This is a genomic window from Halobacillus sp. B29 (genome assembly GCF_052246755.1).
GTDB classification, from domain to species: domain Bacteria; phylum Bacillota; class Bacilli; order Bacillales; family Halobacillaceae; genus Halobacillus; species Halobacillus halophilus.
In genome coordinates this window covers 112,994-136,422 of the sequence record NZ_JBQQCM010000005.1, presented here as the reverse complement: position 1 = coordinate 136,422, position 23,429 = coordinate 112,994, and the positions used below count along the sequence as shown (strand labels likewise).

Annotated in this window: 26 protein-coding genes; 11 read left to right on the top strand and 15 right to left on the bottom strand. The window is 40.9% G+C overall.

The window, feature by feature from the left end:
* Positions 1-11: 11 nt before the first annotated feature.
* Positions 12-380: a thiol-disulfide oxidoreductase DCC family protein gene (locus ACTWP7_RS08540; protein ID WP_443122819.1), complete on the top strand. Its 369-nt coding sequence runs from the start codon at positions 12-14 to the stop codon at positions 378-380.
* Positions 381-392: 12 nt separating this feature from the next.
* Here ACTWP7_RS08540 and ACTWP7_RS08535 read toward each other — a convergent pair whose 3' ends face one another.
* From ACTWP7_RS08535 to ACTWP7_RS08515, 5 genes are all read right to left on the bottom strand, one after another.
* A complete protein-coding gene (locus ACTWP7_RS08535) occupies positions 393-569 on the bottom strand; it encodes a hypothetical protein (RefSeq protein ID WP_014645080.1) in 177 nt (58 codons plus the stop codon).
* Positions 570-600: 31 nt separating this feature from the next.
* Positions 601-912, bottom strand: coding sequence for a hypothetical protein (locus tag ACTWP7_RS08530; protein ID WP_051005613.1), 312 nt, complete (start codon positions 910-912; stop codon positions 601-603).
* The gene (locus ACTWP7_RS08525; protein ID WP_041601458.1) at positions 905-1,114 is read right to left on the bottom strand and encodes a helix-turn-helix transcriptional regulator; all 210 of its coding nucleotides are present in this window, start codon (positions 1,112-1,114) and stop codon (positions 905-907) included. Before ACTWP7_RS08525 ends, ACTWP7_RS08530 begins: the two co-directional genes overlap by 8 nt.
* 366 nt (positions 1,115-1,480) lie before the next feature.
* Entirely contained in the window at positions 1,481-2,050 is a 570-nt protein-coding gene (locus ACTWP7_RS08520) for a biotin transporter BioY (protein WP_443122818.1), read from the bottom strand.
* A 265-nt stretch (positions 2,051-2,315) separates the two neighbouring features.
* The gene (locus ACTWP7_RS08515; protein ID WP_443122817.1) at positions 2,316-3,326 is read right to left on the bottom strand and encodes an NADP-dependent oxidoreductase; all 1,011 of its coding nucleotides are present in this window, start codon (positions 3,324-3,326) and stop codon (positions 2,316-2,318) included.
* A gap of 148 nt (positions 3,327-3,474) precedes the next feature.
* Here ACTWP7_RS08515 and ACTWP7_RS08510 point away from each other — a divergent pair, with 148 nt between their 5' ends.
* Entirely contained in the window at positions 3,475-4,239 is a 765-nt protein-coding gene (locus ACTWP7_RS08510) for a GNAT family N-acetyltransferase (protein WP_443122816.1), read from the top strand.
* Positions 4,217-4,927 (top strand): alpha/beta fold hydrolase, encoded by a 711-nt coding sequence (locus ACTWP7_RS08505; protein WP_443122815.1) that lies wholly within the window; start codon positions 4,217-4,219, stop codon positions 4,925-4,927. The genes ACTWP7_RS08510 and ACTWP7_RS08505 overlap by 23 nt, the downstream gene beginning before the upstream one ends.
* 35 nt (positions 4,928-4,962) lie before the next feature.
* Here ACTWP7_RS08505 and ACTWP7_RS08500 read toward each other — a convergent pair whose 3' ends face one another.
* Both ACTWP7_RS08500 and exaC read right to left on the bottom strand, forming a co-directional pair.
* Positions 4,963-5,328 (bottom strand): DUF779 domain-containing protein, encoded by a 366-nt coding sequence (locus ACTWP7_RS08500; RefSeq protein WP_443122814.1) that lies wholly within the window; start codon positions 5,326-5,328, stop codon positions 4,963-4,965.
* A 24-nt stretch (positions 5,329-5,352) separates the two neighbouring features.
* A complete protein-coding gene (gene exaC / locus ACTWP7_RS08495) occupies positions 5,353-6,873 on the bottom strand; it encodes an acetaldehyde dehydrogenase ExaC (protein WP_443122813.1) in 1,521 nt (506 codons plus the stop codon).
* A 199-nt stretch (positions 6,874-7,072) separates the two neighbouring features.
* Between exaC and ACTWP7_RS08490 the strand changes: the two genes are divergently transcribed.
* The gene (locus tag ACTWP7_RS08490) at positions 7,073-7,948 is read left to right on the top strand and encodes a 5'-3' exonuclease (protein WP_014645071.1); all 876 of its coding nucleotides are present in this window, start codon (positions 7,073-7,075) and stop codon (positions 7,946-7,948) included.
* Positions 7,949-7,977: 29 nt separating this feature from the next.
* On the opposite strand, the gene ACTWP7_RS08485 is transcribed toward ACTWP7_RS08490, so the two are convergent.
* From ACTWP7_RS08485 to ACTWP7_RS08470, 4 genes are all read right to left on the bottom strand, one after another.
* The gene (locus tag ACTWP7_RS08485) at positions 7,978-9,240 is read right to left on the bottom strand and encodes a tetratricopeptide repeat protein (RefSeq protein ID WP_443122812.1); all 1,263 of its coding nucleotides are present in this window, start codon (positions 9,238-9,240) and stop codon (positions 7,978-7,980) included.
* A 149-nt stretch (positions 9,241-9,389) separates the two neighbouring features.
* Positions 9,390-10,022 carry an SDR family oxidoreductase gene (locus tag ACTWP7_RS08480; RefSeq protein WP_224895793.1) on the bottom strand — a complete coding sequence of 211 codons (633 nt, stop codon included), beginning with the start codon at positions 10,020-10,022 and terminating at the stop codon, positions 9,390-9,392.
* Between the two features lie 96 nt (positions 10,023-10,118).
* A complete protein-coding gene (locus ACTWP7_RS08475) occupies positions 10,119-11,054 on the bottom strand; it encodes a PD-(D/E)XK nuclease family protein (protein ID WP_443122811.1) in 936 nt (311 codons plus the stop codon).
* 31 nt (positions 11,055-11,085) lie between these two features.
* Entirely contained in the window at positions 11,086-11,430 is a 345-nt protein-coding gene (locus tag ACTWP7_RS08470; RefSeq protein WP_443122810.1) for an MGMT family protein, read from the bottom strand.
* Between the two features lie 115 nt (positions 11,431-11,545).
* Between ACTWP7_RS08470 and thiD the strand changes: the two genes are divergently transcribed.
* The 3 genes from thiD (at position 11,546) to ACTWP7_RS08455 (ending at position 13,586) form a co-directional block, all read left to right on the top strand.
* Positions 11,546-12,346 (top strand): bifunctional hydroxymethylpyrimidine kinase/phosphomethylpyrimidine kinase, encoded by an 801-nt coding sequence (thiD, locus tag ACTWP7_RS08465; RefSeq protein WP_014645066.1) that lies wholly within the window; start codon positions 11,546-11,548, stop codon positions 12,344-12,346.
* 58 nt (positions 12,347-12,404) lie between these two features.
* Positions 12,405-13,040 carry a Type 1 glutamine amidotransferase-like domain-containing protein gene (locus ACTWP7_RS08460; protein ID WP_014645065.1) on the top strand — a complete coding sequence of 212 codons (636 nt, stop codon included), beginning with the start codon at positions 12,405-12,407 and terminating at the stop codon, positions 13,038-13,040.
* A gap of 96 nt (positions 13,041-13,136) precedes the next feature.
* Positions 13,137-13,586, top strand: coding sequence for a regulatory YrvL family protein (locus ACTWP7_RS08455; protein WP_014645064.1), 450 nt, complete (start codon positions 13,137-13,139; stop codon positions 13,584-13,586).
* A 38-nt stretch (positions 13,587-13,624) separates the two neighbouring features.
* Here the strand turns inward: ACTWP7_RS08455 and trhO are convergent, their stop codons facing one another.
* The 4 genes from trhO to ACTWP7_RS08435 form a co-directional block, all read right to left on the bottom strand.
* Positions 13,625-14,566, bottom strand: coding sequence for an oxygen-dependent tRNA uridine(34) hydroxylase TrhO (gene trhO, locus ACTWP7_RS08450; protein WP_014645063.1), 942 nt, complete (start codon positions 14,564-14,566; stop codon positions 13,625-13,627).
* Between the two features lie 86 nt (positions 14,567-14,652).
* Positions 14,653-16,014 carry an MFS transporter gene (locus ACTWP7_RS08445; RefSeq protein WP_443122809.1) on the bottom strand — a complete coding sequence of 454 codons (1,362 nt, stop codon included), beginning with the start codon at positions 16,012-16,014 and terminating at the stop codon, positions 14,653-14,655.
* A 141-nt stretch (positions 16,015-16,155) separates the two neighbouring features.
* The gene (locus ACTWP7_RS08440) at positions 16,156-16,704 is read right to left on the bottom strand and encodes a cysteine hydrolase family protein (RefSeq protein WP_443122808.1); all 549 of its coding nucleotides are present in this window, start codon (positions 16,702-16,704) and stop codon (positions 16,156-16,158) included.
* A gap of 779 nt (positions 16,705-17,483) precedes the next feature.
* Positions 17,484-18,671, bottom strand: coding sequence for an MFS transporter (locus tag ACTWP7_RS08435; RefSeq protein ID WP_443122807.1), 1,188 nt, complete (start codon positions 18,669-18,671; stop codon positions 17,484-17,486).
* Positions 18,672-19,060: 389 nt separating this feature from the next.
* On the opposite strand from ACTWP7_RS08435, the gene ACTWP7_RS08430 reads away from it, so the two are divergent.
* The 4 genes from ACTWP7_RS08430 (at position 19,061) to treR (ending at position 23,248) form a co-directional block, all read left to right on the top strand.
* On the top strand, positions 19,061-19,264 hold the full coding sequence (locus tag ACTWP7_RS08430; protein WP_443122806.1) for a PTS glucose transporter subunit IIA: 204 nt from the start codon (positions 19,061-19,063) through the stop codon (positions 19,262-19,264).
* Positions 19,265-19,401: 137 nt separating this feature from the next.
* The gene (treP, locus tag ACTWP7_RS08425) at positions 19,402-20,811 is read left to right on the top strand and encodes a PTS system trehalose-specific EIIBC component (protein WP_443122805.1); all 1,410 of its coding nucleotides are present in this window, start codon (positions 19,402-19,404) and stop codon (positions 20,809-20,811) included.
* Positions 20,812-20,826: 15 nt separating this feature from the next.
* On the top strand, positions 20,827-22,509 hold the full coding sequence (gene treC / locus ACTWP7_RS08420) for an alpha,alpha-phosphotrehalase (protein ID WP_443122912.1): 1,683 nt from the start codon (positions 20,827-20,829) through the stop codon (positions 22,507-22,509).
* 22 nt (positions 22,510-22,531) lie between these two features.
* The gene (gene treR, locus ACTWP7_RS08415; protein WP_443122804.1) at positions 22,532-23,248 is read left to right on the top strand and encodes a trehalose operon repressor; all 717 of its coding nucleotides are present in this window, start codon (positions 22,532-22,534) and stop codon (positions 23,246-23,248) included.
* Positions 23,249-23,429 lie beyond the last annotated feature (181 nt).

The window sequence follows — 23,429 nt, the reverse complement described above, 5'->3', positions numbered from 1 at the left end:
GAGATGATAGAATGAAACATGTGGTTTTTTATGATGCTCAGTGTCCTTTTTGTTACCAGATTAAGAGAGTTTTCAGCAAGTTTGACTGGTTGGACCAAATTAAGTGGGTGTCTGTCCAAGCAATTGAGCAAAGTGGAAAGTATCCCTACTTAGAAGGCCGAAACACCCTGGATGAGATTCATATGCTGACGAAGGAGGGAGAAATCAAGAAAGGGTTCTTTACGATACGCAGATTGATGCTTGTATTGCCACCCGTTTCTTTAATTGGTCTTCTTCTTTATTTACCAGGTTTGCATCTTATCGGAACCCCTCTTTATCAATGGTTTTCAAGCCACCGATACCAATGGTTCGGACGCTATGAATACCCGAGATATTCCTAGTGAAACGCCCCCCTAGTCACGGGGGCGTTTTTTGTTCTGGCGTTTCCACATGCTTCTTGCCCCGAAAATAATAACGATAATGGCTATAATAAGCGCTGTCCAGCTCTCGTTGGCAATACCCTGATAAATTCCATTCCCGAGAAACAATAAACAAAGTAAAAGAAAAATCATGAGCGAGATCGTATTCATAGCTGTCCTCCTTAGCTTCCTGACTTAAAAATTAGTTATTTGCAGCGTGATGATAAGCAAAGAAACCATAGGCTGTCATATGCCCCACATATAGAAAAGTGAGCAGGAAGAAAGAAAAGGTAACTCCTTCTACTACGATTTCCACAGCCCAGACTATAATGATCAGGGCTGAGGTAACCATCCAGCCACCTGCGCGAGCGTGCACACTGATGGTATGCTGACGCTCATCAAGTTGTCTGTTTTTCTTCATAAACTTACGGTTAATCAAAATAACCGCTAGTGCAATGGATAACCCCACAACCAATCCTGTAAGTCCAATCATGTTATTCCAGAAGTCATTCAATGTTTTCATCTCCTTCAAAGATAAATAGATCTTCGATATGACAGTTAAAAATCTGGGCAAGCTTGTGGGCAAGGACTAGAGAAGGTTTATACTTTCCTTTTTCAAGAGATATCACCGTCTGTCTCGACACATTCAGGAGTTCTGAGAGTCGCTCCTGGGTCAATTGATGATCGATTCGCTGATCCCTGATGATATTTTTCATAGCTTCCTCCAAGTGTGATTTTGTAAAGTGAACTTAACGTTAAGTTTACTTTACTTTTGTGGGGAGCGTCAAGGTGAATGTGTGGTGAAAGTAAAAAAAATAAGCCGGAGCGGAGTCCTGGCTTATTTAAAACCTTTCTTAATCATGAACGATGAAACTTTTCCCTTCGTTTATCGTTTGTAGGGAGAATCCCCTGCACCTCGATAGAAAAAGGGGTGGGAGTTGAATGATGGACTTTTCAGTGCGAAGTAGGCGGAAGATAATTACTACATTTTCCATCATGAGCCAATGAGGGAAACTCCTCACTATGCCGTTTTCTTCATCGAACTTTCTTCTAGCAGTGTGGCTCAAATGATTAACCCCATTTTAAGCCACAGTTTTCCTGGAAGAATGAATTAAGTTCGCCTGTACAAGACGCCTTCTGACAGTTATTCCAATCCAGCTTGCCAGAAAGGCTTTGATTAATCCTACAGCGATAAAAGGATAGACACCGGCGGCAAGGGCTTGCGTCCAAGTGAGATCTAAAACAAATTTTAATTGGATCGTTCCAAACAAAAGGGTGACAATCATTCCGGCCGTATTGGCTATTAAAGCCATTGGTAAGTTGAATGAAGTTTTTTCTAAGATATACCCAGTGACAAATGCCGCAGCAATAAATCCAATGATATATCCTCCCGTAGGACCAGCCAGTACCTGAGCCCCGCCTTTAAAACCTGCGAATACAGGTAGTCCGGCTGCTCCTAAAGCAGCGTAACAAGTCATTGCTGCCGCTCCCTGACGGCTTCCTAAAATAGTAGCGGTTAATCCCACCGCCAACGTTTGACCGCTGATCGGAACTACTGGAAGAGGAATTTCTACTTGAGCCAGTATAGCTGTAATGGCTGCAAAAATGGCGCAGTTGATCATCATTCGAAGTCTTCTGCTCTCGGAGTTCAAATTAATCCCACCTTGTTAACTTATTTTATTTCAGGTTAACATAAATAGTTTGAAAGGGAATACATTTTTTTGGAAGAAATGAAAATTAACTTTTCATTTCTGAGGGAGCCCGTGATAGGGAAGAACCCTTTTTGAGGCACTGGCTATTAACGCATGTTCGAACAAAGAGAATTGGCACGATATAAAACAAAAAGAGAGCGTACAACATCTGTACGCTCTCTTAAATAGTCAGGCGAAAAAAACCGTACACCTGCTCTGTTACCTATTAAGATTTTTGAGAAGGTTCTGCTACTTTAACGAGCTGTTTACCAAGGTTAGCTCCTTCAAACAGACCAAAGAAAGCGTCAGGAATGTTTTCGAAGCCTTCGGTGATCGTTTCTTCGTAAGTGAGTTTTCCTTCGCTCAACCATTTGGATAATTGCTGGAAACCTTCGGAGAAGCGGTTTTGATAATCCCCTACAGTGAATCCTTTAATTAATACACTGGATTTAATTAAGTGCATTTGAATACGCGGTCCCTGGTCATTCGGGACGTTATAAGAAGAAATGGCACCACACTGGGCAATTCTTGCATACTTATTCAGAAGCGGATAGACGGCATCGGAGATATCTCCGCCTACGTTATCGAAATATACATCAATACCGTTCGGGCATTTCTCCTGAAGAGCTTCAGATACATTTTCAGTCTTGTAGTTGATGGTCGCGTCTACGCCTAGTTCTTCTTTTAAATAACTGGTTTTTTCGTCTGTGCCAGCAATACCAACAACGCGGCAGCCCATAATTTTACCGATTTGAACAACGGTGGAACCAACAGCGCCTGCTGCTCCGGAGACTAGAATCGTTTCTCCTTCTTTAGGTTGTCCGATGTCCATTAAGCCGAAATACGCGGTAAGGCCTGGCATGCCAAGAATACCTAGAGAAGTAGTGATCGGTCCGAGACTCGGATCAATTTTACGAAGGCCGTCTGCTTTTTGTACCGTATATTCTTTCCATGGAAGCATTCCAGTAATAATGTCGCCTTCACTTAATTGGTCAGCGTTGGATTGCACCACTTCTGCGACAGCACCGCCTTCAATAGGTTCGTTTAGTTGAAAAGGTGCAACATAGGATTTGGCGTCGCTCATTCGACCTCTCATGTAAGGGTCTACGGATACGTATAACATTTTCAGGAGTATTTCTCCTGAACCTGGTTCAGGCTGGTTATTTTCTACAACTTTAATATGTTCATGCGTAGGTGCAGCTTTTGGTCTTTCTACTAAATGTATTTCACGATTCATTTGATAAAACTCCTTTCCTCGATCTCAACCTATATTGTATCGCGTAAGGTTCATAAAATGAAAATAATGTGATTGTTATTCCCATACCTGGCTCAGATAAGGTAGGATGATAGGGGAACAGTGTAGAAGTAAAATCTTAGGAGGATTTATGGAGCAGAAGCAAAATCTATATGAAAAAGTCAAATTTGTAATAGGAGATAATTTTATAACCATAGAAGAAACGGGTCACTTAACAGACCAGGAACTTTGTCAGTTAACGGATCTCTTAGTTACAGATAAAGATATTCAGCAGGTGGACAACCTAACGATTCTAGTGAACAGCGATCGATCAACAGAAGTCGAGAAGTATCTAAATTCCTGCCAATTCCAAATTCATGATGAGAAAACCTTTGTCCGATTTGACCTCAGCAAAGTGGTGAAGGAATCGTTGGTTTTTACTATGAAATCGCTGAGAGATATTCCTGTGGAACACTTTAAGGACGTATGGAAAAGATCTATGGAAGGATCTTTAAACGCTTCGTCATATTTAAGTATGGACGAACAAATAGGAAGCGTAAGAAAGGAATTGGGTTCTTCTTACATAGATACGTGCAATGTGGCTTATGAAAACAAGGAAGCCATTGGTGTGGTAATGCCTCACATTGAGCCCGGAACAGAAGATGAAGGTCGGATGTTTTATTTTGGGCTGGTTCCGGAAGCTCGAGGTCAAGGGAAAGGCTCGATTCTTTATAGACAGGGATTGTATATGTTGAAAGAAGAATTTGGAGCGTTATATAGTGTAGGAGCTACAAGTGTAAACAACCATCCTATGCTTTCCGTACTTCAACGGAACGGCTGTGAGGTTACAGAAACCATTAAATTATTTAAAAGGTCGAATAGAGGGGGATTCGATGATTCTTCACACCACTATTAAAGGGACAGGGGAGCCAATAATATTTCTTCATAGCAGGCTGGAAACAGGGGTTACAGATTTTGAATACCAATGTGACCAGTTGTGTGATCAGTTTCAGGTGATCCTTCCTGACTTAAGGGGACACGGCAATTCTTTCAGTGATGAATTTAACCATTTCTTTGAGAATACAGCTCAGGATCTTGCTGAAACGATGGAACAGTTACAAGTGAAGGAAGCTCACATTATCGGCAGTGATTTAGGAGCATTTGCCGGGATTTTATTGGCCCGAAATCACCCTCAGAGAGTAAAGAGTTTAACGGTTTCGGGTATTTATCCCAAAAAACCTGCCCGTTGGAACCAGCTGCATAGAAAAGAGACCGAGAAACAAAGGCGTCTGCTTCGAGATAAGACTCAGATAGATTATTACAACCTCCTTCATAATACAAACTGGAGAGAATTTATTTACCTGGCTAGAAACCCGGACTGGTATCCGTTTTATTTATCCGAAGGTTTAGCTGACCTGAGGGTACCTGTGCTTTTCATAGCGGGGGAGTCCGTTCAGTATGAAGCATCTGGCGTTTACATTTACGGAGCTTGTCCTTATATTCATAAAGCGGTACTTCCTTTTGCCGGCCACTCTGTTCATAAAGATCAACCAGTTATTTATAACCATATTCTCCTGCAGTTTCTTCGAAAAATAACAACATAAAACAGCCCTCTTCATGCAATAAAGAGGGCTGTTCCTTATCGTTCTATGCTTTGAAGTTCTGCTGCTTCTTCTTTTGTAAAAGCACGTGACCTTGATAAGAATCTTTTTCCTTCTACGCCTTCTAAAGAAAACATTCCTCCGCGCCCATCTACTACATCAATAATCAATTGAGTATGCTTCCAGTATTCATACTGCTTTTTGTTTATATAAAAGGGGGAAGAACCAATTTCACCTAATAGAAGATCCTGCTTGCCTATCATTAAGTCACCATCTGGATAACACATTGGCGAACTTCCGTCACAACACCCTCCGGACTGATGAAACATCAAAGGTCCATGCTTATCTTTCAGCTTGTCAATCAGTTCGAGGGCGGCATCAGTGGCAGTCACACGTTCGACCATCTATTGTCACCTCCTCACTTAAGGTTAATAGAATCCTAGTTTCTGAGGACTGTAGCTGACGAGCATGTTTTTGGTCTGTTGATAGTGGCTTAACATCATTTTATGGTTCTCACGCCCAACACCAGACATTTTGTATCCGCCAAAGGCTGCATGGGCAGGGTAAGTATGATAACAATTGGTCCAGACTCTACCGGCTTCAATTCCCCGTCCGAAACGATAGGCCGTATTCATATCCCGCGTCCATATTCCGGCTCCCAGACCATACAGTGTATCGTTTGCAATGGACATGGCTTCTTCTTTGTCTTTAAAGGTGGTAACAGAAAGAACAGGTCCAAAGATCTCTTCCTGAAAGACACGCATGTCGTTGGTTCCTTTAAACATGGTAGGCTTCACATAATAACCATCTTTAAAATCGCCGTCCAGCTGGTTCCTTTCGCCGCCTACAAGGCATTCTGCACCTTCCTCTTTGCCAATTTGCAGGTAAGATAAGATCTTATCCAGCTGTTCAGAGGAAGCCTGAGCTCCCATCATAACTTCAGGATCCAGTGGATTACCTGTTTTGATGGCTTTCACACGTTCAATAGCACGGTCCATAAACTGGTCATATATCGATTCCTGTATAAGAGCTCTTGATGGACATGTACAGACCTCACCCTGGTTTAACGCGAACATGACCATGCCTTCAATCGTTTTATCTAAAAAGTCATCATCTTCACGCATCACATCCTCAAAGAAAATATTTGGTGATTTCCCTCCAAGTTCTAACGTGACAGGGATGATGTTCTGGGAAGCATACTGCATGATCATTCGTCCGGTTGTGGTTTCACCAGTAAAAGCTACTTTATTAATGCGTGGATTCTGAGCAAGAGGCTTACCTGCTTCAAGCCCGAATCCATTTACTATGTTTAATACACCGGAAGGAAGGAGGTCTTCAATCAATTCGATTAAGTACAAAATCGATGCCGGAGTCTGTTCGGCTGGTTTTAGTACAATCGCATTTCCTGCTGCAAGAGCCGGTGCAACCTTCCATGTTGCCATTAAAATTGGGAAGTTCCACGGAATAATCTGACCTACGACTCCCAAGGGCTCATGGAAATGATAAGCAATGGTATCTTGATCAATTTCGCCAATTGACCCTTCCTGAGCACGAATAACAGATGCGAAATAGCGAAAATGATCCACAGCTAAAGGGATATCTGCATTTAAAGTTTCCCGTACCGCTTTTCCATTTTCCCAAGTTTCAGCTACTGCCAATTTTTCTAAGTTCTCTTCCATCCTGTCTGCGATCCTGTTAAGGATCAGCGATCGTTCGGTCACGGAGGTTTTTCCCCAGGCGTCTTTTGCCTGATGGGCAGCTTCAACAGCCAATTCCACATCTTCTTCTGTAGAACGGGCTACCTGACAGAAATTCTGACCTGTGACAGGTGTCACGTTTTCAAAGTATTCCCCGTTTACTGGGGGCGTCCATTTACCACCAATGAAGTTATCGTAACGCTCTTTGTATTGGACAATCGATCCTTCCGTATTCGGAAATGCATAGACCATTCTTATTCCTCCTCAGTGCATAATAAAGTGTAAACGCTTACAAAAAACTTTATGTAAAGAGTAGACACTTATCTTGAAACTAGCATGTTATCAGAATTTTGTCAATTATTAGAAGAATAGAGGGATATAAACGTTTTGGTGCCTGCTTGCTCCTTTTTGTTATAATAGAATCAACTTATCAATAAAGGGGAACAGGTGAATGACAACAACGAATCGAATTATGGTTGTGGACGGGATGGCTTTGTTATTCCGTGCTTTCTATGCTACAGCCATGAGCAATTATTATATGATTAATAGTAAGGGGACACCAACCAATGCCGTTTATGGCATGGTCAAGCACCTTTTTACAGCTATAGAAACCTATCAGCCTACGCATGTTGTGTGCTGCTGGGATATGGGAAGTCAGACATTCCGCAATGATTTATTTCCGGATTATAAAGCTAACCGCGGGGCCCCGCCAGAGGAATTAATTCCACAGTTTGATTTGGCTAAAGAGGTGGTCGAATCTCTTAATATACCAAATGTGGGGCAGGTTGGTTATGAGGCAGATGATTGTATGGGAACATTAAGCCGCCTTTATAGTGAGCATTCTCAAGTGTTTCTGCTTACAGGTGACCAGGACCTGCTTCAATTATTGCAACCTAATGTTCACGTGGTTCTATTGAAGAAAGGGTACGGTAATTATGCTGAATACCATCAAGACTCCTTTTATGAGGAAAAAGGGATCACACCCTCTCAAATGGTAGATTTAAAAGCTTTAATGGGAGACAGCAGTGATAACTATCCTGGAGTTAAAGGCATCGGTGAAAAGACGGCTCTCAAACTTCTAATGGAGCACCAGACTATTGAAGGGATTCTTGAAAACTTAGATAAACTGACAAAGGGGCAGCGTACCAAGATTGAGCAGGATTTAGAAATGCTTCACTTATCCAGGCAGCTTGCCAGAATTAATTGTGAAGCAGATGTTAACTGTTCTCTGGAGGACGCCCTATTCTATATTGATGATGAAAAAATGGAAGCTAAATTTAATGAACTGGAGTTCCGGAATTGGAAAAAGAATTTAGTTCGTATATAAAAGTCAGGAGCAGCTGCTCCTGACTTTTTTTATAACAAATCTTTTTTTTGCGTAAACCTGAAGTTGTTGGCTTCTTTAAAGCACGTCGCCGATTTCTTATACAACCGTTTTTGATAAAAAATATCCCCAAGCATTTCCAAATAGTTTTTATAATCTTCGTATTCGTTTAGCTCTCGCATGCTTGGTACGATTTCATTCTCAAGTTTGTCAATGAATTCGTCGTCATGAGTTGTCTGATTAATGGTGTGACGCAGTACGAAAAATTTATGCATAAAAAATATACTATCAAAGTCGATTGCTTCTTGCTCACCTAAATGGATATAGTCCCACATAGCCTTCATGTCGTTGCAGTAATAACTTGTAGAGGCGAGAAGATAGAGGGTGCTAATTTCAAAATATTTTTCGGACGTTTCAATATCCTGTGCCTTTTGTAAATAATGTAAGGCTTCTTGATATTTTTCTTGATTGGCGTAGATATAACCTAGATTATGAAATATTCTTCTTTTTTCCAACTGGGGAAGGTGATATTTAGCAAACTTGAGTAATTTAAGGAAATATTCCTCTGCTACGGAATGAATGTTCAAGTATCTGTAGTTCAAAGCAACGATCATGAACGTGTCAATTAGCCTAGAATAATTAAGATTATTTTTATACCCTTCTATAGCTTTCTCTCCGTAATAAATGGACTCAATAGACGAACGAGTTTTTAAATAGGCAAGCGAAAGGTGAAAGTAGATCTCAAATTCACTAATGGGTAGTTTTTCCATGCGTTCGTTAGCCTGCAAAAAATGTTGTAGGCCTTCCTTTACCTCATCGAGCATTAAGTGATTAATTCCCAATGTTTTATGGTAGAAGAATTGGAACTCTAGCGTAGAATCAGGAAAAATGTCCGCCAATTCTTTGAGTAAACTTTTGCTAAGCAGTTGATCTTCTTTAGTAAGAATGTGACGAGCTTGAAAGATTTTATATAAATGTACTAATTCAACGTTAAGATTATCTTCAAGAGCCAGCTCACACTTTCTTTTCAAATCATCCATTAATGCCAAGTCTCTTAATTGAGCAGCTTCATGCCACTCCAGAAGATCCTGGTAAATCTTTTCATCAAAATCCTGATTAATATCGTTCAGCTTTATATTTAAACGTTCTCCAAGGAGTCTGTATATTTCTTCGCTGGCATTTATAGTATTATGTTCAATTTTACTCAGGTAAGAGACCGAACATATCCCGGTCGCCAGATCTTCCAGGGTCATATTATTGAACTTACGATGTTGTTTAATTAATGAACCTTTCACTGTGCACAACTCCTTTAAAGCGCATAAGTATGTATATTATATCAAATCACGCTGCTCCTTCGTGTTTTTCTCTATTTTTTCTCGGTTCTTTCCAAAATAAAAGAAAACAAAAAAGCCACCTCCAGGCGGAGATGGCTTTTATAATCTAATTATAGGGAGCGTAGAGCTTCTTCAATTTGAGTGTCGCCTGAGATCATTTCAAACGTTTTATGGAAAACGCTTTGCTCTTGGAGAGCGGCAATCATGGTTTTGGCCACATCTGCGCGAGGAATGGAACCTTGTTCGACCGTCTCGCCTACTTTAATTTTGCTGGTTCCTTCTTCATGCGTTAGTCCGCCTGGACGAACAATTGTAAAGTCAAGCTCTGTGGACTTCAAGTAATCGTCCGCTTCGCCCTTCATTTGTAAATAATGCTTCAATTCTTCCGGGCCGCGCTCAGGATCTCCGGCAGCCATGGAGCTCAGCATAATGAATTTCTTAATGCCTAAGTTCTCTGTGTGTTTGATCAAGTTAATAGCACCGTCGCGGTCAACCGCTTCAGTTTGATCGGCTCCTGTACTTGCTCCGGAACCTGCTGCGAAGATAACAGCATCTTTACCTTTAATCGCGTGACCCACATCCTTAGTTAGATCCGCTAATACTGGAGTTCCTCCAAGTTCTTCAATCTTGGCCTTCTGTTCTTCCTTACGTACCAAACCAAATGGCTCATGACCATCTTCTTTTAAATATTGAATAAGTAAACGGCCTGTATGTCCGTTTGCTCCTGCTACTAGTACTTGCATGCTAAAACGACTCCTTCCGATAGATATGTTGTCCACTCCTTATGTAGCCTTTTTTTCGGAGCTTAAAACATACGAACAGGTCAAAAGGAGGGTGAATTATGGAAAGCATAGCTCTTGATAGTTACAACGAGCGCAGACCCGGGGGTCCTCCTGCATGGGAAAATTCTCGATCGGAAGAGGCTTGTTTTTAGAGGAATCTTCCAGATAAGCTTTCATTTGCTCCATACTGATTTGATATAGATGCTGGACATTGATTAAATCCTGTTCTTTTAGTTGGTATTCAATATGGGTCCCTTCCAGTAAGTATTCATTACGGATAACGATATCCTCGATGGACGGGATGTCATATTTCTCTTTGAGATACAAGGCGTAAAGAGCGAGCTGGTTTCGATCTTCATCGGAAGCTTTACCGGTTTTCCAGTCCACAATGATCCATTGATCTTTTTGTAAGTCTTTATAGACAAGATCCATCACAATAAATATCTTAACTCCATTGGCTTTCATAAAACGGAAATCCTCTGACTCGATAAAACGCATGTGCTTTTTATTTAAAACGTCTTGAAAAGAACGGCTGGAGTAAAAATTCTTAACCGTAGCCTGAAGACGGTTCGTTATCTTCTTAACTTTAGCCTCGGGAAGCTTATTGAATTGGCTATAATAGATCTCGTGAAGCATCGTGAAGTGTTTGGGGCGGTTCATCCATAAATGCTCTTTCCGAGTGGATTCAATAAAACCGCGATTTAAATGCCTCCTTATTTCCTCGGTGAGGGCTTGTTCATCTGGGATGTGCTGATTTTTAAGAACTTGCTGAATGGTTTGATAGATCAGGTCGTGAACGACACTCCCAAAATGCATCTCCAGATTGGTGATCTTCTTCAAACGATAGGTTTGTCGTGCAAGAGAGTCAGCATCTTTCAGCCAGCCATTATGTGAAAAATAGTAATCATAAGCATATTTACGAACACACGTCAGCATTGTCTTGTGACGCGAAAGGGACCAGGACAATTCGGGGTAGGGCTTGATTTCAAACATAGAAAACCTCCAACTGCATATGTACCATTTATTATAATTGATCTTCCAGAATATTAGAATCAATAGGGAGTTCGGAGTCACTTGCTTGGAATTCCTGCAAGTTGATTCTCCATTGAATAACGAGTATACCTTCATCTTCGAGTGCCATTCGCTGATTCTCTGCACCTTCCTCATTTTGAATGGCAATTTTTCCTTGGGCATTAATTACCCTGTGCCACGGCAGTTCGTGTTTTTGGCTCATGGAGTGAAGGAGCCTGGATACTTGTCTTGCTGCACGAGGGTTGCCGGCTAGCCGCGCTATCTGCCCGTAGGTCATCACCTTTCCTTCAGGTATCAGCTTAATAATCCTCAGGACGTTCTGGGTAAAGGTTTGCATAGGTTCATCCCTCCTTATGTTATTAATTTTACAGTAAAAAAATAAGGTATGAATAGATTCTGGAAAAAAGGATTTGTTACAATTTAAATAAGATTACGAGAGGGGATAATTAAGTATGAGTATACCAAGAGTATTGTCCATTGCAGGTTCTGCGTCACAAGGAAGTGCGGGAATCCAGGCTGACCTAAAGACATTTGAAGAGTTTGATGTGTATGGAATGAGCGCCATTACAGCCATAGTGGCTAATAATAAAACAACTAATCAAGGGATTTTTACCCAGTCTTTAGAAGCGATTGAAGCGCAGGTGTATGCGTCTCTTGAACATGTAGGGGTAGACGCTCTTAAAACAGGGATGTTGTTTACCGAAGATATTATTAAGCGTTCGGCTGAACTGATTCGTTACTCTGAAGTCAGAAATATAGTCGTTGATCCTGTCATGGTAGGTAAAATGGGGTCGCAACTGTTAAAAGATGAAGCTATTGATACGCTGGTGAAGGAACTGCTGCCAATGGCTACCATTATCACCCCGAACTTGCAGGAGGCAGCCCGGATATTAGATGCCCCTGTGCCGGAAAGCCCTGAGGATATGAAGGCATTGGCGCGTGATCTGCAAAGTCTTGGGCCGGATTATGTCCTTGTTAAAGGCGGTGCTTTAAAAGACTATCCTGCTGTTGATATTTTGTTTGACGGGACAAGTATGGTAGAGCTTGAATCAGAGCGTGTAAAGACCGTTCATACAAGTGGAGCAGGCTGTACCTATTCCGCCGCCATTGCAGCAGAACTTGCAAAAGGAAAAACAGTAGAAGAAGCCGTTCGGAAAGCGAAGTCATTTGTAACAAGCGCCATCGTCTATGCCTTGTCGTTTGATCGAGGAATTGGTTCTGCTTATCATGCTGCTCACCGAACAAAGAATTAGGATCATATAATCCTTTACAAACATTTAAGTATTAGATGTTTAAAGAGGGGGGAGAAAGTTGAAAATCTCTACTCATTTATTCTTATTTGGTTCAGGGCCGCCCTTTACACCGAACCTGGGAGAAAAATTTAAAAGGTTAGCAGAGGGCAGCAAAATTGCTGTCCTTTATATCGAGCGGGAGGGGTCTGAAGACTACCTTCCCCTTTACACCGATTGTTTAAGTCTCTCCGATTCTGAAATTTATTATCTGCCTTTAAGAAACGAATATTCTTCAGAGGATTTAGCCGCTCTCAAAGAGTCAGATGCAGTTATCATAGGGGGAGGAGACACTGTTTTATACAGGAGATTTATTGTAGAAACGTCGGTTGGGGAAGTAGTAAGAAATTTGTTTGAAGAGGGGAAACCTTTAGCAGGATTCTCAGCGGGAGCACTGATCTCACCAGAAGAATGTGTTATTTCTCCTAACGATAACGATCAAGAAGTCCAGCTCTTCGAAAAAGGTTTAGGTATTCTCTCTGATGTAGTGATTTCAGCTCATTATCTTGAATGGGAAGAGGAAGTAAATCTCAAAGCGGCTGTGCAGAAGACTGATGTAGCCAAAGGATATGGAATTGCAGAAAACTCAGGAGTTTATTTGAAAAATGGAAGCCTTAACGATATAGAAGGCTATATTCATATAGAAAGCCACTACTAAAGGTTAGGTAAACTTTTCCACCTCAGGTCATCCAATTTATGGATGACCTGAGGTGGAAGTTAAAGGATATAATGGGGACTATGAGGGAGGAGAAGAATGAAAAAACATAGATTTCGTCATTCTTTTAGAAAAGATAAGTCCGAGGTATTTATAAGTGTTGGCTTCCTGCTTCTGCTTGGAATAACCATAATATTTGGCGTATTTTTCTTTGGCATGGTCGGTCTATTTCAACTGATGGGAGTTTCGTATGAATCTGTCTCGTCACTGATCTTGTTTGGAGTGCTTATTTTTATTCTGGGATTGCTCTTTGAAGCGGCAGCCAAAATCGTTAAAATGATCAGCTTATATAGTAAACCTTCTCCTTCTGTATTTTTGATTTGGCGTATTTTTATTGATTTATTATTTACCTGGCTGACGATTTACACAGTAGATGAACTTGTCTCTCAAGTGACAATGGTGTTGTGGTCAGAATGGTTTTTTACCTTCCTTCTAGTTACTGCCGATTATGTGTTTGATGAAAAGAAACAAACTAAAAAACTCGCCTGAGTTTGAGTCAAGGCGAGTTTTTTTACGAAGATTTCAAGTTATTTAGAAACCCTGTCATACTTATCAATTTGTTTTTTTTGCTCAGCATCCCAGCGATTTTCCGGGTGCTCTTTACATTCTACTGTACATGCCGCGTGATGCTTTTCTTCACAGTCCTCGCAACAAACGTATTGTCTATTACACACAGGGTTACTGCAATTGATCATGCGGTCTTCTTGTTTACCGCAGTGTTCACACTCTGCGACAACTTTTTCCTCTATCTGATTAATAGGTACAGAGATACGTTCGTCAAACACGTACATTTTACCATCAAAAAGCTGACCCTTTACTTCAGGATCCTTGCTGTACGTATTAATTCCACCTTCTAGTTGATAGACATCCTCTACACCATTCTTCTTCAATATTCCAGTCAGCTTTTCACAGCGAATTCCACCTGTGCAGTAGGTGATCACTCGCTTATCTTTCCACTGATCTGCGTTTTCAGCAATCCATTCTGGAAACTCGCGAGAGTGGTTCACTTCTGGACGGATCGCGTTACGGAAATGACCGATACGGTATTCATATTCATTACGACCATCAATAACCACCGTGTCATCTTCTTGAAGAAGCTCATAGAATTCTTTTGGTTTTACGTGTTTTCCACCGAATTCTTTTGGATCAATATCATCATTTTCAATGCTCCAGTTTACAAGTTCTGGTTTCACACGGCAATGCATCTTCTTAAAGGCATGGCCCTCATGTTCATCCATCTTAAACTGGATATCTGCAAAACGTTCATCTGAGCGGACGTAGTCCATATATTGCTCAACTTGCTCCACAGTGCCGGAAACGGTTCCGTTTATTCCTTCTGGAGCTACAATAATTCGTCCTTTAAGACCAAGGTCTTTACAGAACTTCAGGTGGTTTTGACAGTATTCTTCATAATCAGGAAGGTCGACATACTTATAATACAGCAGAACTCGATAATCTTTTGAGCTCATAAGTGATTCCTCCTATATTGGATCTATATATATCAGTTATTAGCATAAATGTCCATACTCAATCATATTCGATTCGATCTTAAATTTCAAATGTCAATTTCTTGAACGGGTGTAAACTTCTTAATTCTAACAGAATAGACCATCAGGACAACGTTTGAAGCAAGCATGAGCACGATTAGAATACCAAACGGGAGGCTGAAATCCTGAGCAGTATAAGGCTGACGATTCAGCTCAAGCAAAATACCAGCCAGCACGGATCCAGTTGCGCTGCCTATAAAATGGACCTGCTGCTTTAATCCTATCCCTGCACCAATTTGCTCACTTGGTAATATTCGGGATACCTCGTTTGTGGAACTGGAAGATAAACTTGAAAAGCCAAAACTAGTAAACATATAAGCCAGCATAATCATATAAGGGCTCATTCTTGCTAGCAAGAAAAAGACAAGAGCGGAGATTAGTAAAAGCCCGTGCGCCAGGAAGAGTACTTTAATGTTTCCGTATGCATCAATGAGCCGGCCAACATAAATAGCGGCCACCGCAGAAAGCATCGCTCCTGGAAAGATAATCAGCCCAATAGCAGCTGCTCCCCGATCATATACTTGTTCAAGCATGATAGGCATTAAGAATAATACAGCGAAATGGAGGGTGAATCCGATATAACTCATAAAAACAATGCGGCGGTAATGTCTATTCATGACTAACGCAGGCTGTATAAAAGGCGTGGATGCTCTGTTGATCCTCCACCAGAGCAGGGCAGCAGAAAGCAAACCGCCCAAAAGATACAGACTGTTAAAGGTAGATATATATATTAGAAACAAGGTGGCGCTGATTCCAGAAAGCAAAGCCCCCAACACATCAAAACTAGTTTTCGTAGAAGTTTCTAACGGCATATATTTATAGAGAACAGGGATGACGAAAACGACTAAAATAGTGACGATAAATAAAAAATTCCAGTTTAAATAATCTGTAATAAAACCTCCCGCGACAGGACCAAGACCAAACCCTAATGAAGTAGCGGAAGCAATTAGAGCATAAGCACTTCCACGGCGCGACATCGGAATATATCTTCCGGCGAACACCATCGATAACCCGGGGATAGCTGCTGCGCCAGAGGCCTGGAAAAGTCTCGCAATTAACAGCCAGAGATAGGAGTCAGCAAAGAAGCCAAGAATGGAGGATAAACCGAAGATTAAAATGCCGATGGTCAGAAGCTTTCGTATGGGAAGGTAATCAGAAAGACGAGTGAATGTAATCGTAAAAATCGCAAGGACAATTGAATATCCGGATACAATCCAGGCCCCTTCTGAAGGTTGTAAAGAGAAGTCTCTAAGGATATTGGGTAATGCGATATTAAACATAGTGGTATTCATAACGACTATCAGGATAGAAGCACTCAAAATGAGCACCGTACGGAAGTGTTTATTTGAAGGGCGGGGGTTCTCATTCATTCTTTGTCCCTTCCTTTCTCGTAAAATATTTAGACACTCGAAATACTATACCATAACATCCTTTAATAGGAAACATAGAGAAGCCGGTTTGAAAATATAAAAATAAAAAGACCGCCTTGAACTTCTAAGACGGTCTTAGTTTTATCTAATAGTGGCTCCTAATACGGATTCAAAATGTCCAAGAGCCCATTCGTGACCAGGTTGATTAAAACTGGCTACAGCATCTTTATGAATTGTAAGATTATAGCCAAGGTTGTAAGCATCAACAGCTGTGTGGAGAACACAGATGTCGGTACAGACCCCTGATAAATGTACATCTGTAATTCCTCTTTCACGCAGTTTTATATCAAGATCTGTTCCTGCGAAAGCACTATACCTGGTTTTATCCATATAGTAGAGGCTGGGTTTGAACTGACTTCTTTCATACAAATGATGGAGCTCTCCGTATAATCGTCTGCCTTCAGTACCGCGAATATTATGAGGTGGGAAAAGCTTTGTTTCTGGATGGTATGGATCATTATCTTCGTGAAGATCCACCGCGAGTACCGTAAAATCATCATTGGATAAGAATTCTTCACACAATTTAGTGAGGCTTCCTTCAATCTTCTGCCCAGGTTCCCCGCAGGTTAACGCCCCTTCAGGAGCTACAAAGTCATTCGTATAATCAATAACGAGCAAGGCTTGTTTCATCCAATCCCTCCTAATATGTCTATACACATATATTAACAGACAGAAATGCTTTCCACATTAAATATAGCCCTGTTAAAAGGGGCTGCTGATTTTTTCGAAAGTAGTTTATTGAGCTATAGGGCCGGATTGTGGAAGACTCAGTTTCGAGATATTTGTATGAGAAGAAAGGTCCTGCGGGGGATGATTCGCTTTCCGCGGCCCTGCACGACGCAGGGGCGTTCAACGTTGCCACAGGACGTGGCGGTCTTAGTCGAACATCCCTTGTGGTGAGCTTCCTCAAGCTTCGCCTTCCGGGATCTCACCGATCATGTTCATCCCGCAGGAGTCTTCGCCGTTCCCTTCCGCCCCATTGCGATCATTGAAAGCTCGAAATCATTTACGTAAATGCCTGCATATGAGGGAGATTATCCTATGTGATCGACGCTGAATACTGAGTCTCTCCAGGGTATAAACGCTGCTATAGAAGCATTTAAGACGATTTATGGTTCCCACTTTTTTCTACTGGCCGGGTCCGTTCACAATATTATAGTGGGGTTAGTGGGGAAATGGCGAGACTCCCGTGGGAGAAGGATCTAGGTGAGAACCCACAAGGAGTGAAACGACTGAGGAGGCTCACCAGTTCCCCCACAGGAAAGCGAGTTATTTCCCCACCAACCCTTATCCATCTATCGTAACGGACCCATTTATCTTGAAACTGAGTCTTCAAGTATCGGGAGCTTTTCTATAAGATTTACAGGAAGATTTAACAGAACTTAAAGGATAAGGAAGAGGAGACTCATCTAATAAGAGGCAGCCTGAGTTACTGACTTTGGATGTCTTTGTTTTGTAAGCAGTAAAAGAACTCCGCAAGAAATCAAGAGACTGCTTGTGACGAAAAACACAGCTGAAAACCCGAATGCTCCCGACAAAAGACCACCCATAGCAGGACCGATAATGTTCCCTAAAAAACGAAGGCTTGTATTATATCCAAGTACCTCCCCCTGCATAGCAAGAGGGGCTTCCTGACGTATATATGCTGTTCGGACAGGGATAATTCCTCCAATGGATATCCCTAACAAAAATCGTAATATTACTAGCTGCCATATATTTGTGACAAACGCAGCGGGAAGGTACACGATTCCTGCCATAAAAAGAAGGAAGGTTAATATTTTAATATAACCTTTGCGATCTGATATTCTTCCCCATCGTTTGGCCATCAACAGGTTACCTAATCCGGCAGCCGAAAAGGCAATGCCAGAGAATAGAGCTAAATTTTCAGGACCATGTAAATTTCCTACAAATAGTGAGAGGATCGGCTGAATACTGAAATGGGCTACCTGAACAAATAAAGAAATAACCATAACAATTAGAAGTACAGGGTGTTTCATAATGTGAGAAAGTACTTCTTTTGAATTATAGCTGGTTTTCTCGTTTACTCCTTCTCTTTCCACCCGTTCCTCTGAAATACCAAAGAAAACGATTACGGCGGATAGAGCTACCGTTATCGATACCAGTTGGAATGTAGTGGCGTATCCGATATGGTCAGCAATCCACCCTCCAAGCATAGGCCCAAGCAAGCTGCCTGTTATGCTTCCTGTCTGAAGAGTTCCAAGAACTTGTCCTGCTGTTTCTTTTGGGGTCTGAGTTGAAATAAGCGCTTGAGACATAGGGATGAATCCTGTAAAAACCCCCATAAACAACCTCAGTAAGAATAATTGCCACACAGTTGATACAAAACCCATAAGCAGCACAGAGAAGGCTAGACCAACAGCAGACATAATCAAAATATTCTTTCTGCCGTATCGATCACCAATGCGACCCCAGATCGGAGAAAAAATAAAAGCCGTCACAAAGGTGATTCCAAAAATCCAGCCGGACCATGTTTGAACAAATGAATCTGAAAAATCACCTAATTGATCAATATATAAAGACAAAAAGGGTAAAACCATTGTGATACTTCCGGCAATAAAAAAATTGGCAAACCACATAATCCATAAATTTTTTTGTGTTTGATGTTTTGTCCCAAGGATAGAGATCACTTCTTCCAAAAAAATAAATATTTCGACACTCTAAATATATACCACGAATTTCTGCTATATAAAAGGAAATTTACTCTATACATTAAGAATTAGTAATATCCTATTAAAAAAGGTTACGTCACCAGGTTTTGGAAAGATGAAAGAGTGATAGATGACTACTATGAATGTTTTGTTAACGGTTGCAAAACTTGTATATACAAATTATAATTATAAGTAATTGATGTATATACAAGTTTGCGATCTGGAGGAAGATTCACGTTCATGAAGCTTTTTGGAAATAAAAAAGGGGAGGTTAACTTAGCGGCACCCAAGATGGAAAAGTTGTAGCTCTGAGAGAAGTGCCGACTCCTGTGTTCTCCCAAAAGTTGAGGAGAGAAGTCATGGCCATCGAATCAGCTGATGGAATGAATCTTAATCCAGTGAAAGGAGAGGTTGTACAAATTTTCCATACTATTTATGCGGTAGGGATTAAAGCACTAAAAGAAGCAGACACCCTTATTCACATTGGTTTGGAAACTGTCGGTATGGAAGGAAGAAGATAACATTATAATCACACCTGTCATGGTTACAAACCGTGATGATTACGTGGTTCGGGCTGCGAGTGAAACTCAAGCTGCAGTGGCTCAAGTAACATTGTTGAGCGTCAAGAAAAAATAACCCACACTCGGGAGGAATGAAAATGAATCACAAAGAGCAAGCCGAGCAGATTTTGGAAGCAATAGGTGGAAAAGAGAACTTATCAGCTGCTACTCATTGTGTCACCCGACTTCGATTGGCCCTTCACGATGAAGGCATAGTCGATCAGGAAAAATTGAACAATATTGATGCCGTAAAAGGATCATTCTCTACCAATGGTCAATTTCAAATTGTGATAGGGCAAGGTACCGTAGATAAAGTATATAAAGAACTTGTAGCTTTAGCGGGAATTGGGGAATCATCTAAAGAAGAAGTCAAAGAAGCTTCCTCACAAAAGATGAATCCAATTCAACGAGCAATTAAAACGTTAGCCGATATCTTTATTCCGATTCTTCCAGCCATTGTTACAGCTGGTTTGCTACTCGGTATAAACAACATACTTACCGCTCCAGGAATATTCTGGGACGAGCAATCTGTTATTGATGTTTATCCGCAATGGTCGGATATTGCCAACATGATTATCATTATAGCGAATACAGCCTTTACGTTTTTACCCGGATTAATTGGTTGGTCTGCCGTTAAAAAATTCGGTGGTAGTCCAATTTTAGGTATAGTCATGGGTCTAATTCTCGTTCATCCAGAGTTACTAAATGCTTGGGCCTACGGGGAAGCCGTAAAAGAAGGTACCGTTCCTACATGGAATCTTTTCGGATGGGAAATTGAAAAGATAGGCTACCAGGGACAAGTATTACCAGTTCTCGTTGCGTCCTATGTATTAACTAAGATTGAAGTTTTCATGAGAAACCGTGTACCAGATAGTATTCAACTACTTATTGTCGGACCGGTTGCCCTCCTTGTAACAGGTTTCTTAACCTTCTTATTTATTGGACCGGTTACATTTGCGATCGGTAATGCTATTACAGACGGACTTGTATCTATTTTCGATAATTTTGCTGCTCTTGGAGGACTCATTTACGGTGCACTTTACGGAGTGCTTGTTATTACAGGTATGCACCATACTTTCTTAGCGGTTGATATCCAATTGATCGGTAGTACAAATACAACGTTCTTATGGCCAATGCTAGCCCTTTCCAACATCGCTCAAGGGTCTGCCGCATTTGCGATCATGCTTGCTTCAAGAGATGAGAAACTGAAAGGTCTTGGATTATCTTCTGGTGTTTCCGCATGGCTAGGTATTACGGAGCCTGCGTTGTTTGGTGTTAACTTACGATTCAAATATCCGTTTATTATTGCTATTTCTTCATCAGCGATCGCTGGATTGTATATTTCAGCTCAGGGCGTACTCGCAAACTCCATTGGAGTCGGCGGTGTTCCGGGTATCTTTTCTATCGTATCGGATTATTGGTTTGACTTTATTATTGGGATGATTATCGTTATCGTACTGCCGCTTGTAGGTACGTATTTATACGCGAAACGTAAAAAAGATGTGTAAGGAGGCGTTACTGTGATTGAACAACCATGGTGGAAAAAAGCTGTTGTGTACCAAATCTATCCAAAAAGCTTTAATGATACGACTGGCAATGGGGTCGGAGATATCCAAGGCATCATTGAGAAGCTGGATTATCTAAATGAACTAGGGGTGGATGTGCTGTGGCTGACGCCAATGTATAAATCGCCACAAAATGATAATGGTTATGACATTAGTGACTATTACGACATTCACGATGAATATGGAACCATGCAGGACTTTGAACAACTGCTTGAAGAGACGCACAAGCGTGGAATGAAACTTATTATGGATCTTGTGGTCAACCACACATCCACTTTCCACCAGTGGTTTCAGGAATCTCAAAAATCAGTCGATAACCCTTACCGTGACTATTACATTTGGCGTGATCCAGTAGATGGGGGAGCGCCTACGAACTGGCAATCGAAGTTCGGCGGGAATGCTTGGAAATATGATGAAAAGACTGGACAATATTATTTACATTTATTTGATGTCACCCAAGCAGATTTAAATTGGGAGAATGAACAAGTAAGAGATGAATTGTATCAAATGATGCGTTTTTGGGCTGAGAAAGGGATTGATGGATTCCGACTTGATGTCATTAATCTCATTTCCAAAGATCAGAAATTCCCAAATGACGACGGAAGTGTGGCACCAGGCGATGGTCGTAAATATTATACAGATGGTCCGCGTGTCCACGAGTACATGCAGGAAATGAACAGGGAAGTTTTTGCTCCTTATGATTTAATGACGGTAGGTGAAATGTCCTCTACAACAGTTGAACACTGCATTCAGTACACAGCCCCCGATCGTAACGAACTGAGTATGACATTTAATTTCCACCATTTAAAAGTAGATTATCCAAATGGTGAAAAATGGAGCGTTGCTGATTTCGATTTCCATGAGCTGAAACAGATTCTATCTAAGTGGCAGCGTGAGATGAATAAAGGAAACGGATGGAATGCGTTATTCTGGTGCAACCATGATCAGCCAAGGGTATTGTCTCGTTTTGGAGATGAAGTCAATTATCCGGAAGAATCGGCTAAAATGCTTGCCACCACTATTCATATGATGCAGGGAACCCCTTATATTTACCAGGGAGAAGAATTCGGGATGACGAATCCTGGTTTTGAATCAATTGAAAAGTACCGCGACGTTGAATCCATCAATATGTATAAAGAATTCCGTGAAAAAGGTGTCAGTGAAGAAAAAATCTTGGAGATTCTAAAACAAAAATCAAGGGATAATTCTCGTACACCTGTTCAATGGAATGATGAACCAAATGCTGGTTTCACCTCAGGTAATCCTTGGATTTCTGTTGCGGATAATTTTAAAACCATCAACGCAGAAAAAGCGAGAAGTAAAGAGAACTCTATTTTCCATTACTATCAGAAACTAATCCAGCTTCGAAAAGAAAATGATATCCTCACATTCGGAGACTATGAGCTGTTGACTCCGGAAGATGAACAACTATTTGCTTATCTTCGTCAATGGAATGGAGAAAGTCTATTAGTAATCAATAATTTTTATGGTACTGAAACTTCCTTCAGCTTACCTGAAAATTTACAACTAGAAGGAAAAACAGAGATTATGATCAGCAACTATGATGATGTCAGTAAAGACCTAAACGATGTTAAGCTTCGCCCTTACGAATCCGTGGTCTATCACATTACCCAAGTATGATAGAATACGAATGGTGATGAAAATGAAAAACAAATTTTTAGTCATTTACAATAACCTTGTAGAAGAGATCCAAAGAGGCAGCATTCATCCAGGAGATACGCTTCCTTCTGAACACGAACTATCTAGCCGTTTTAGCACTTCAAGAGAAACCATCCGTAAAGCTTTAAATCTTCTTGCCCAAAATGGTTATATTCAAAAGGTAAGAGGGAAGGGGTCCGTCGTACTGGATCATGGTAAGTTTGAGTTCCCTGTCTCAGGTCTTACTAGTTTTAAAGAGTTATCTAATCAACTGGGTAAGGATTTTCGAACATTTGTCCATAATCTCACCTTAAGGCAGGCGGATGGTTTAATTGGAGAGCAGTTAAACTGTTCGCAGAATAATAAACTTTGGAAGATTATTCGGGCAAGAGAGATCAATGGTGAAAAAATCATTCTTGATAAGGACTATATTCGAGAAGATATAGTGCCAGGCTTGACCAGTGAGATTGCTGAGGACTCTATCTATGAGTACATTGAAAATGAACTGGGGCTTACCATAAGTTTTGCAAAGAAAGAAATTGTTGTAGAACCAGTAACTGAGGAAGATCGTAACTATTTAGATCTAAAGGGGCATGAACAGGTAGTGGTAATCCGAAGCCACGTGTATCTTGCTGATGCTACTTTATTTCAATTTACTGAATCCAGGCATAGACCTGATAAATTTCAATTTGTTGATTTTGCCAGAAGATCGAAATCTTAAAATGGAAGAGCCGTTTAGCGGTTCTTCTTTTTTTGTCTATTATAATAAAGACGAGGATTCAAAAAGATTTTAAGGAGATATATGGCTGAGGCAATATAGAAAAACAAAAACTATGGAAGAAATAGTTATCAAAGACATAAATGATCCCAGTAGGGAATAGCAGCAGAAACTGTTATAATTA

Coding starts and splice junctions, on each gene's coding strand:
- ACTWP7_RS08470 (WP_443122810.1), bottom strand. CDS start 11,430: ATGCAAACCTTTACCCAGAACGTCCTGAGGATTATTAAGCTGATACCT.
- trhO (WP_014645063.1), bottom strand. CDS start 14,566: ATGAGCTCAAAAGATTATCGAGTTCTGCTGTATTATAAGTATGTCGAC.
- treP (WP_443122805.1), top strand. CDS start 19,402: ATGAATCACAAAGAGCAAGCCGAGCAGATTTTGGAAGCAATAGGTGGA.
- ACTWP7_RS08490 (WP_014645071.1), top strand. CDS start 7,073: ATGACAACAACGAATCGAATTATGGTTGTGGACGGGATGGCTTTGTTA.
- ACTWP7_RS08440 (WP_443122808.1), bottom strand. CDS start 16,704: ATGAAACAAGCCTTGCTCGTTATTGATTATACGAATGACTTTGTAGCT.
- ACTWP7_RS08525 (WP_041601458.1), bottom strand. CDS start 1,114: ATGAAAAATATCATCAGGGATCAGCGAATCGATCATCAATTGACCCAG.
- treR (WP_443122804.1), top strand. CDS start 22,532: ATGAAAAACAAATTTTTAGTCATTTACAATAACCTTGTAGAAGAGATC.
- ACTWP7_RS08505 (WP_443122815.1), top strand. CDS start 4,217: ATGATTCTTCACACCACTATTAAAGGGACAGGGGAGCCAATAATATTT.
- ACTWP7_RS08445 (WP_443122809.1), bottom strand. CDS start 16,014: ATGAATGAGAACCCCCGCCCTTCAAATAAACACTTCCGTACGGTGCTC.
- ACTWP7_RS08480 (WP_224895793.1), bottom strand. CDS start 10,022: ATGCAAGTACTAGTAGCAGGAGCAAACGGACATACAGGCCGTTTACTT.
- ACTWP7_RS08455 (WP_014645064.1), top strand. CDS start 13,137: ATGAAAAAACATAGATTTCGTCATTCTTTTAGAAAAGATAAGTCCGAG.
- exaC (WP_443122813.1), bottom strand. CDS start 6,873: ATGGTCTATGCATTTCCGAATACGGAAGGATCGATTGTCCAATACAAA.
- ACTWP7_RS08515 (WP_443122817.1), bottom strand. CDS start 3,326: ATGAATCGTGAAATACATTTAGTAGAAAGACCAAAAGCTGCACCTACG.
- thiD (WP_014645066.1), top strand. CDS start 11,546: ATGAGTATACCAAGAGTATTGTCCATTGCAGGTTCTGCGTCACAAGGA.
- ACTWP7_RS08510 (WP_443122816.1), top strand. CDS start 3,475: ATGGAGCAGAAGCAAAATCTATATGAAAAAGTCAAATTTGTAATAGGA.
- ACTWP7_RS08475 (WP_443122811.1), bottom strand. CDS start 11,054: ATGTTTGAAATCAAGCCCTACCCCGAATTGTCCTGGTCCCTTTCGCGT.
- ACTWP7_RS08500 (WP_443122814.1), bottom strand. CDS start 5,328: ATGGTCGAACGTGTGACTGCCACTGATGCCGCCCTCGAACTGATTGAC.
- ACTWP7_RS08435 (WP_443122807.1), bottom strand. CDS start 18,671: ATGTGGTTTGCCAATTTTTTTATTGCCGGAAGTATCACAATGGTTTTA.
- ACTWP7_RS08540 (WP_443122819.1), top strand. CDS start 12: ATGAAACATGTGGTTTTTTATGATGCTCAGTGTCCTTTTTGTTACCAG.
- ACTWP7_RS08535 (WP_014645080.1), bottom strand. CDS start 569: ATGAATACGATCTCGCTCATGATTTTTCTTTTACTTTGTTTATTGTTT.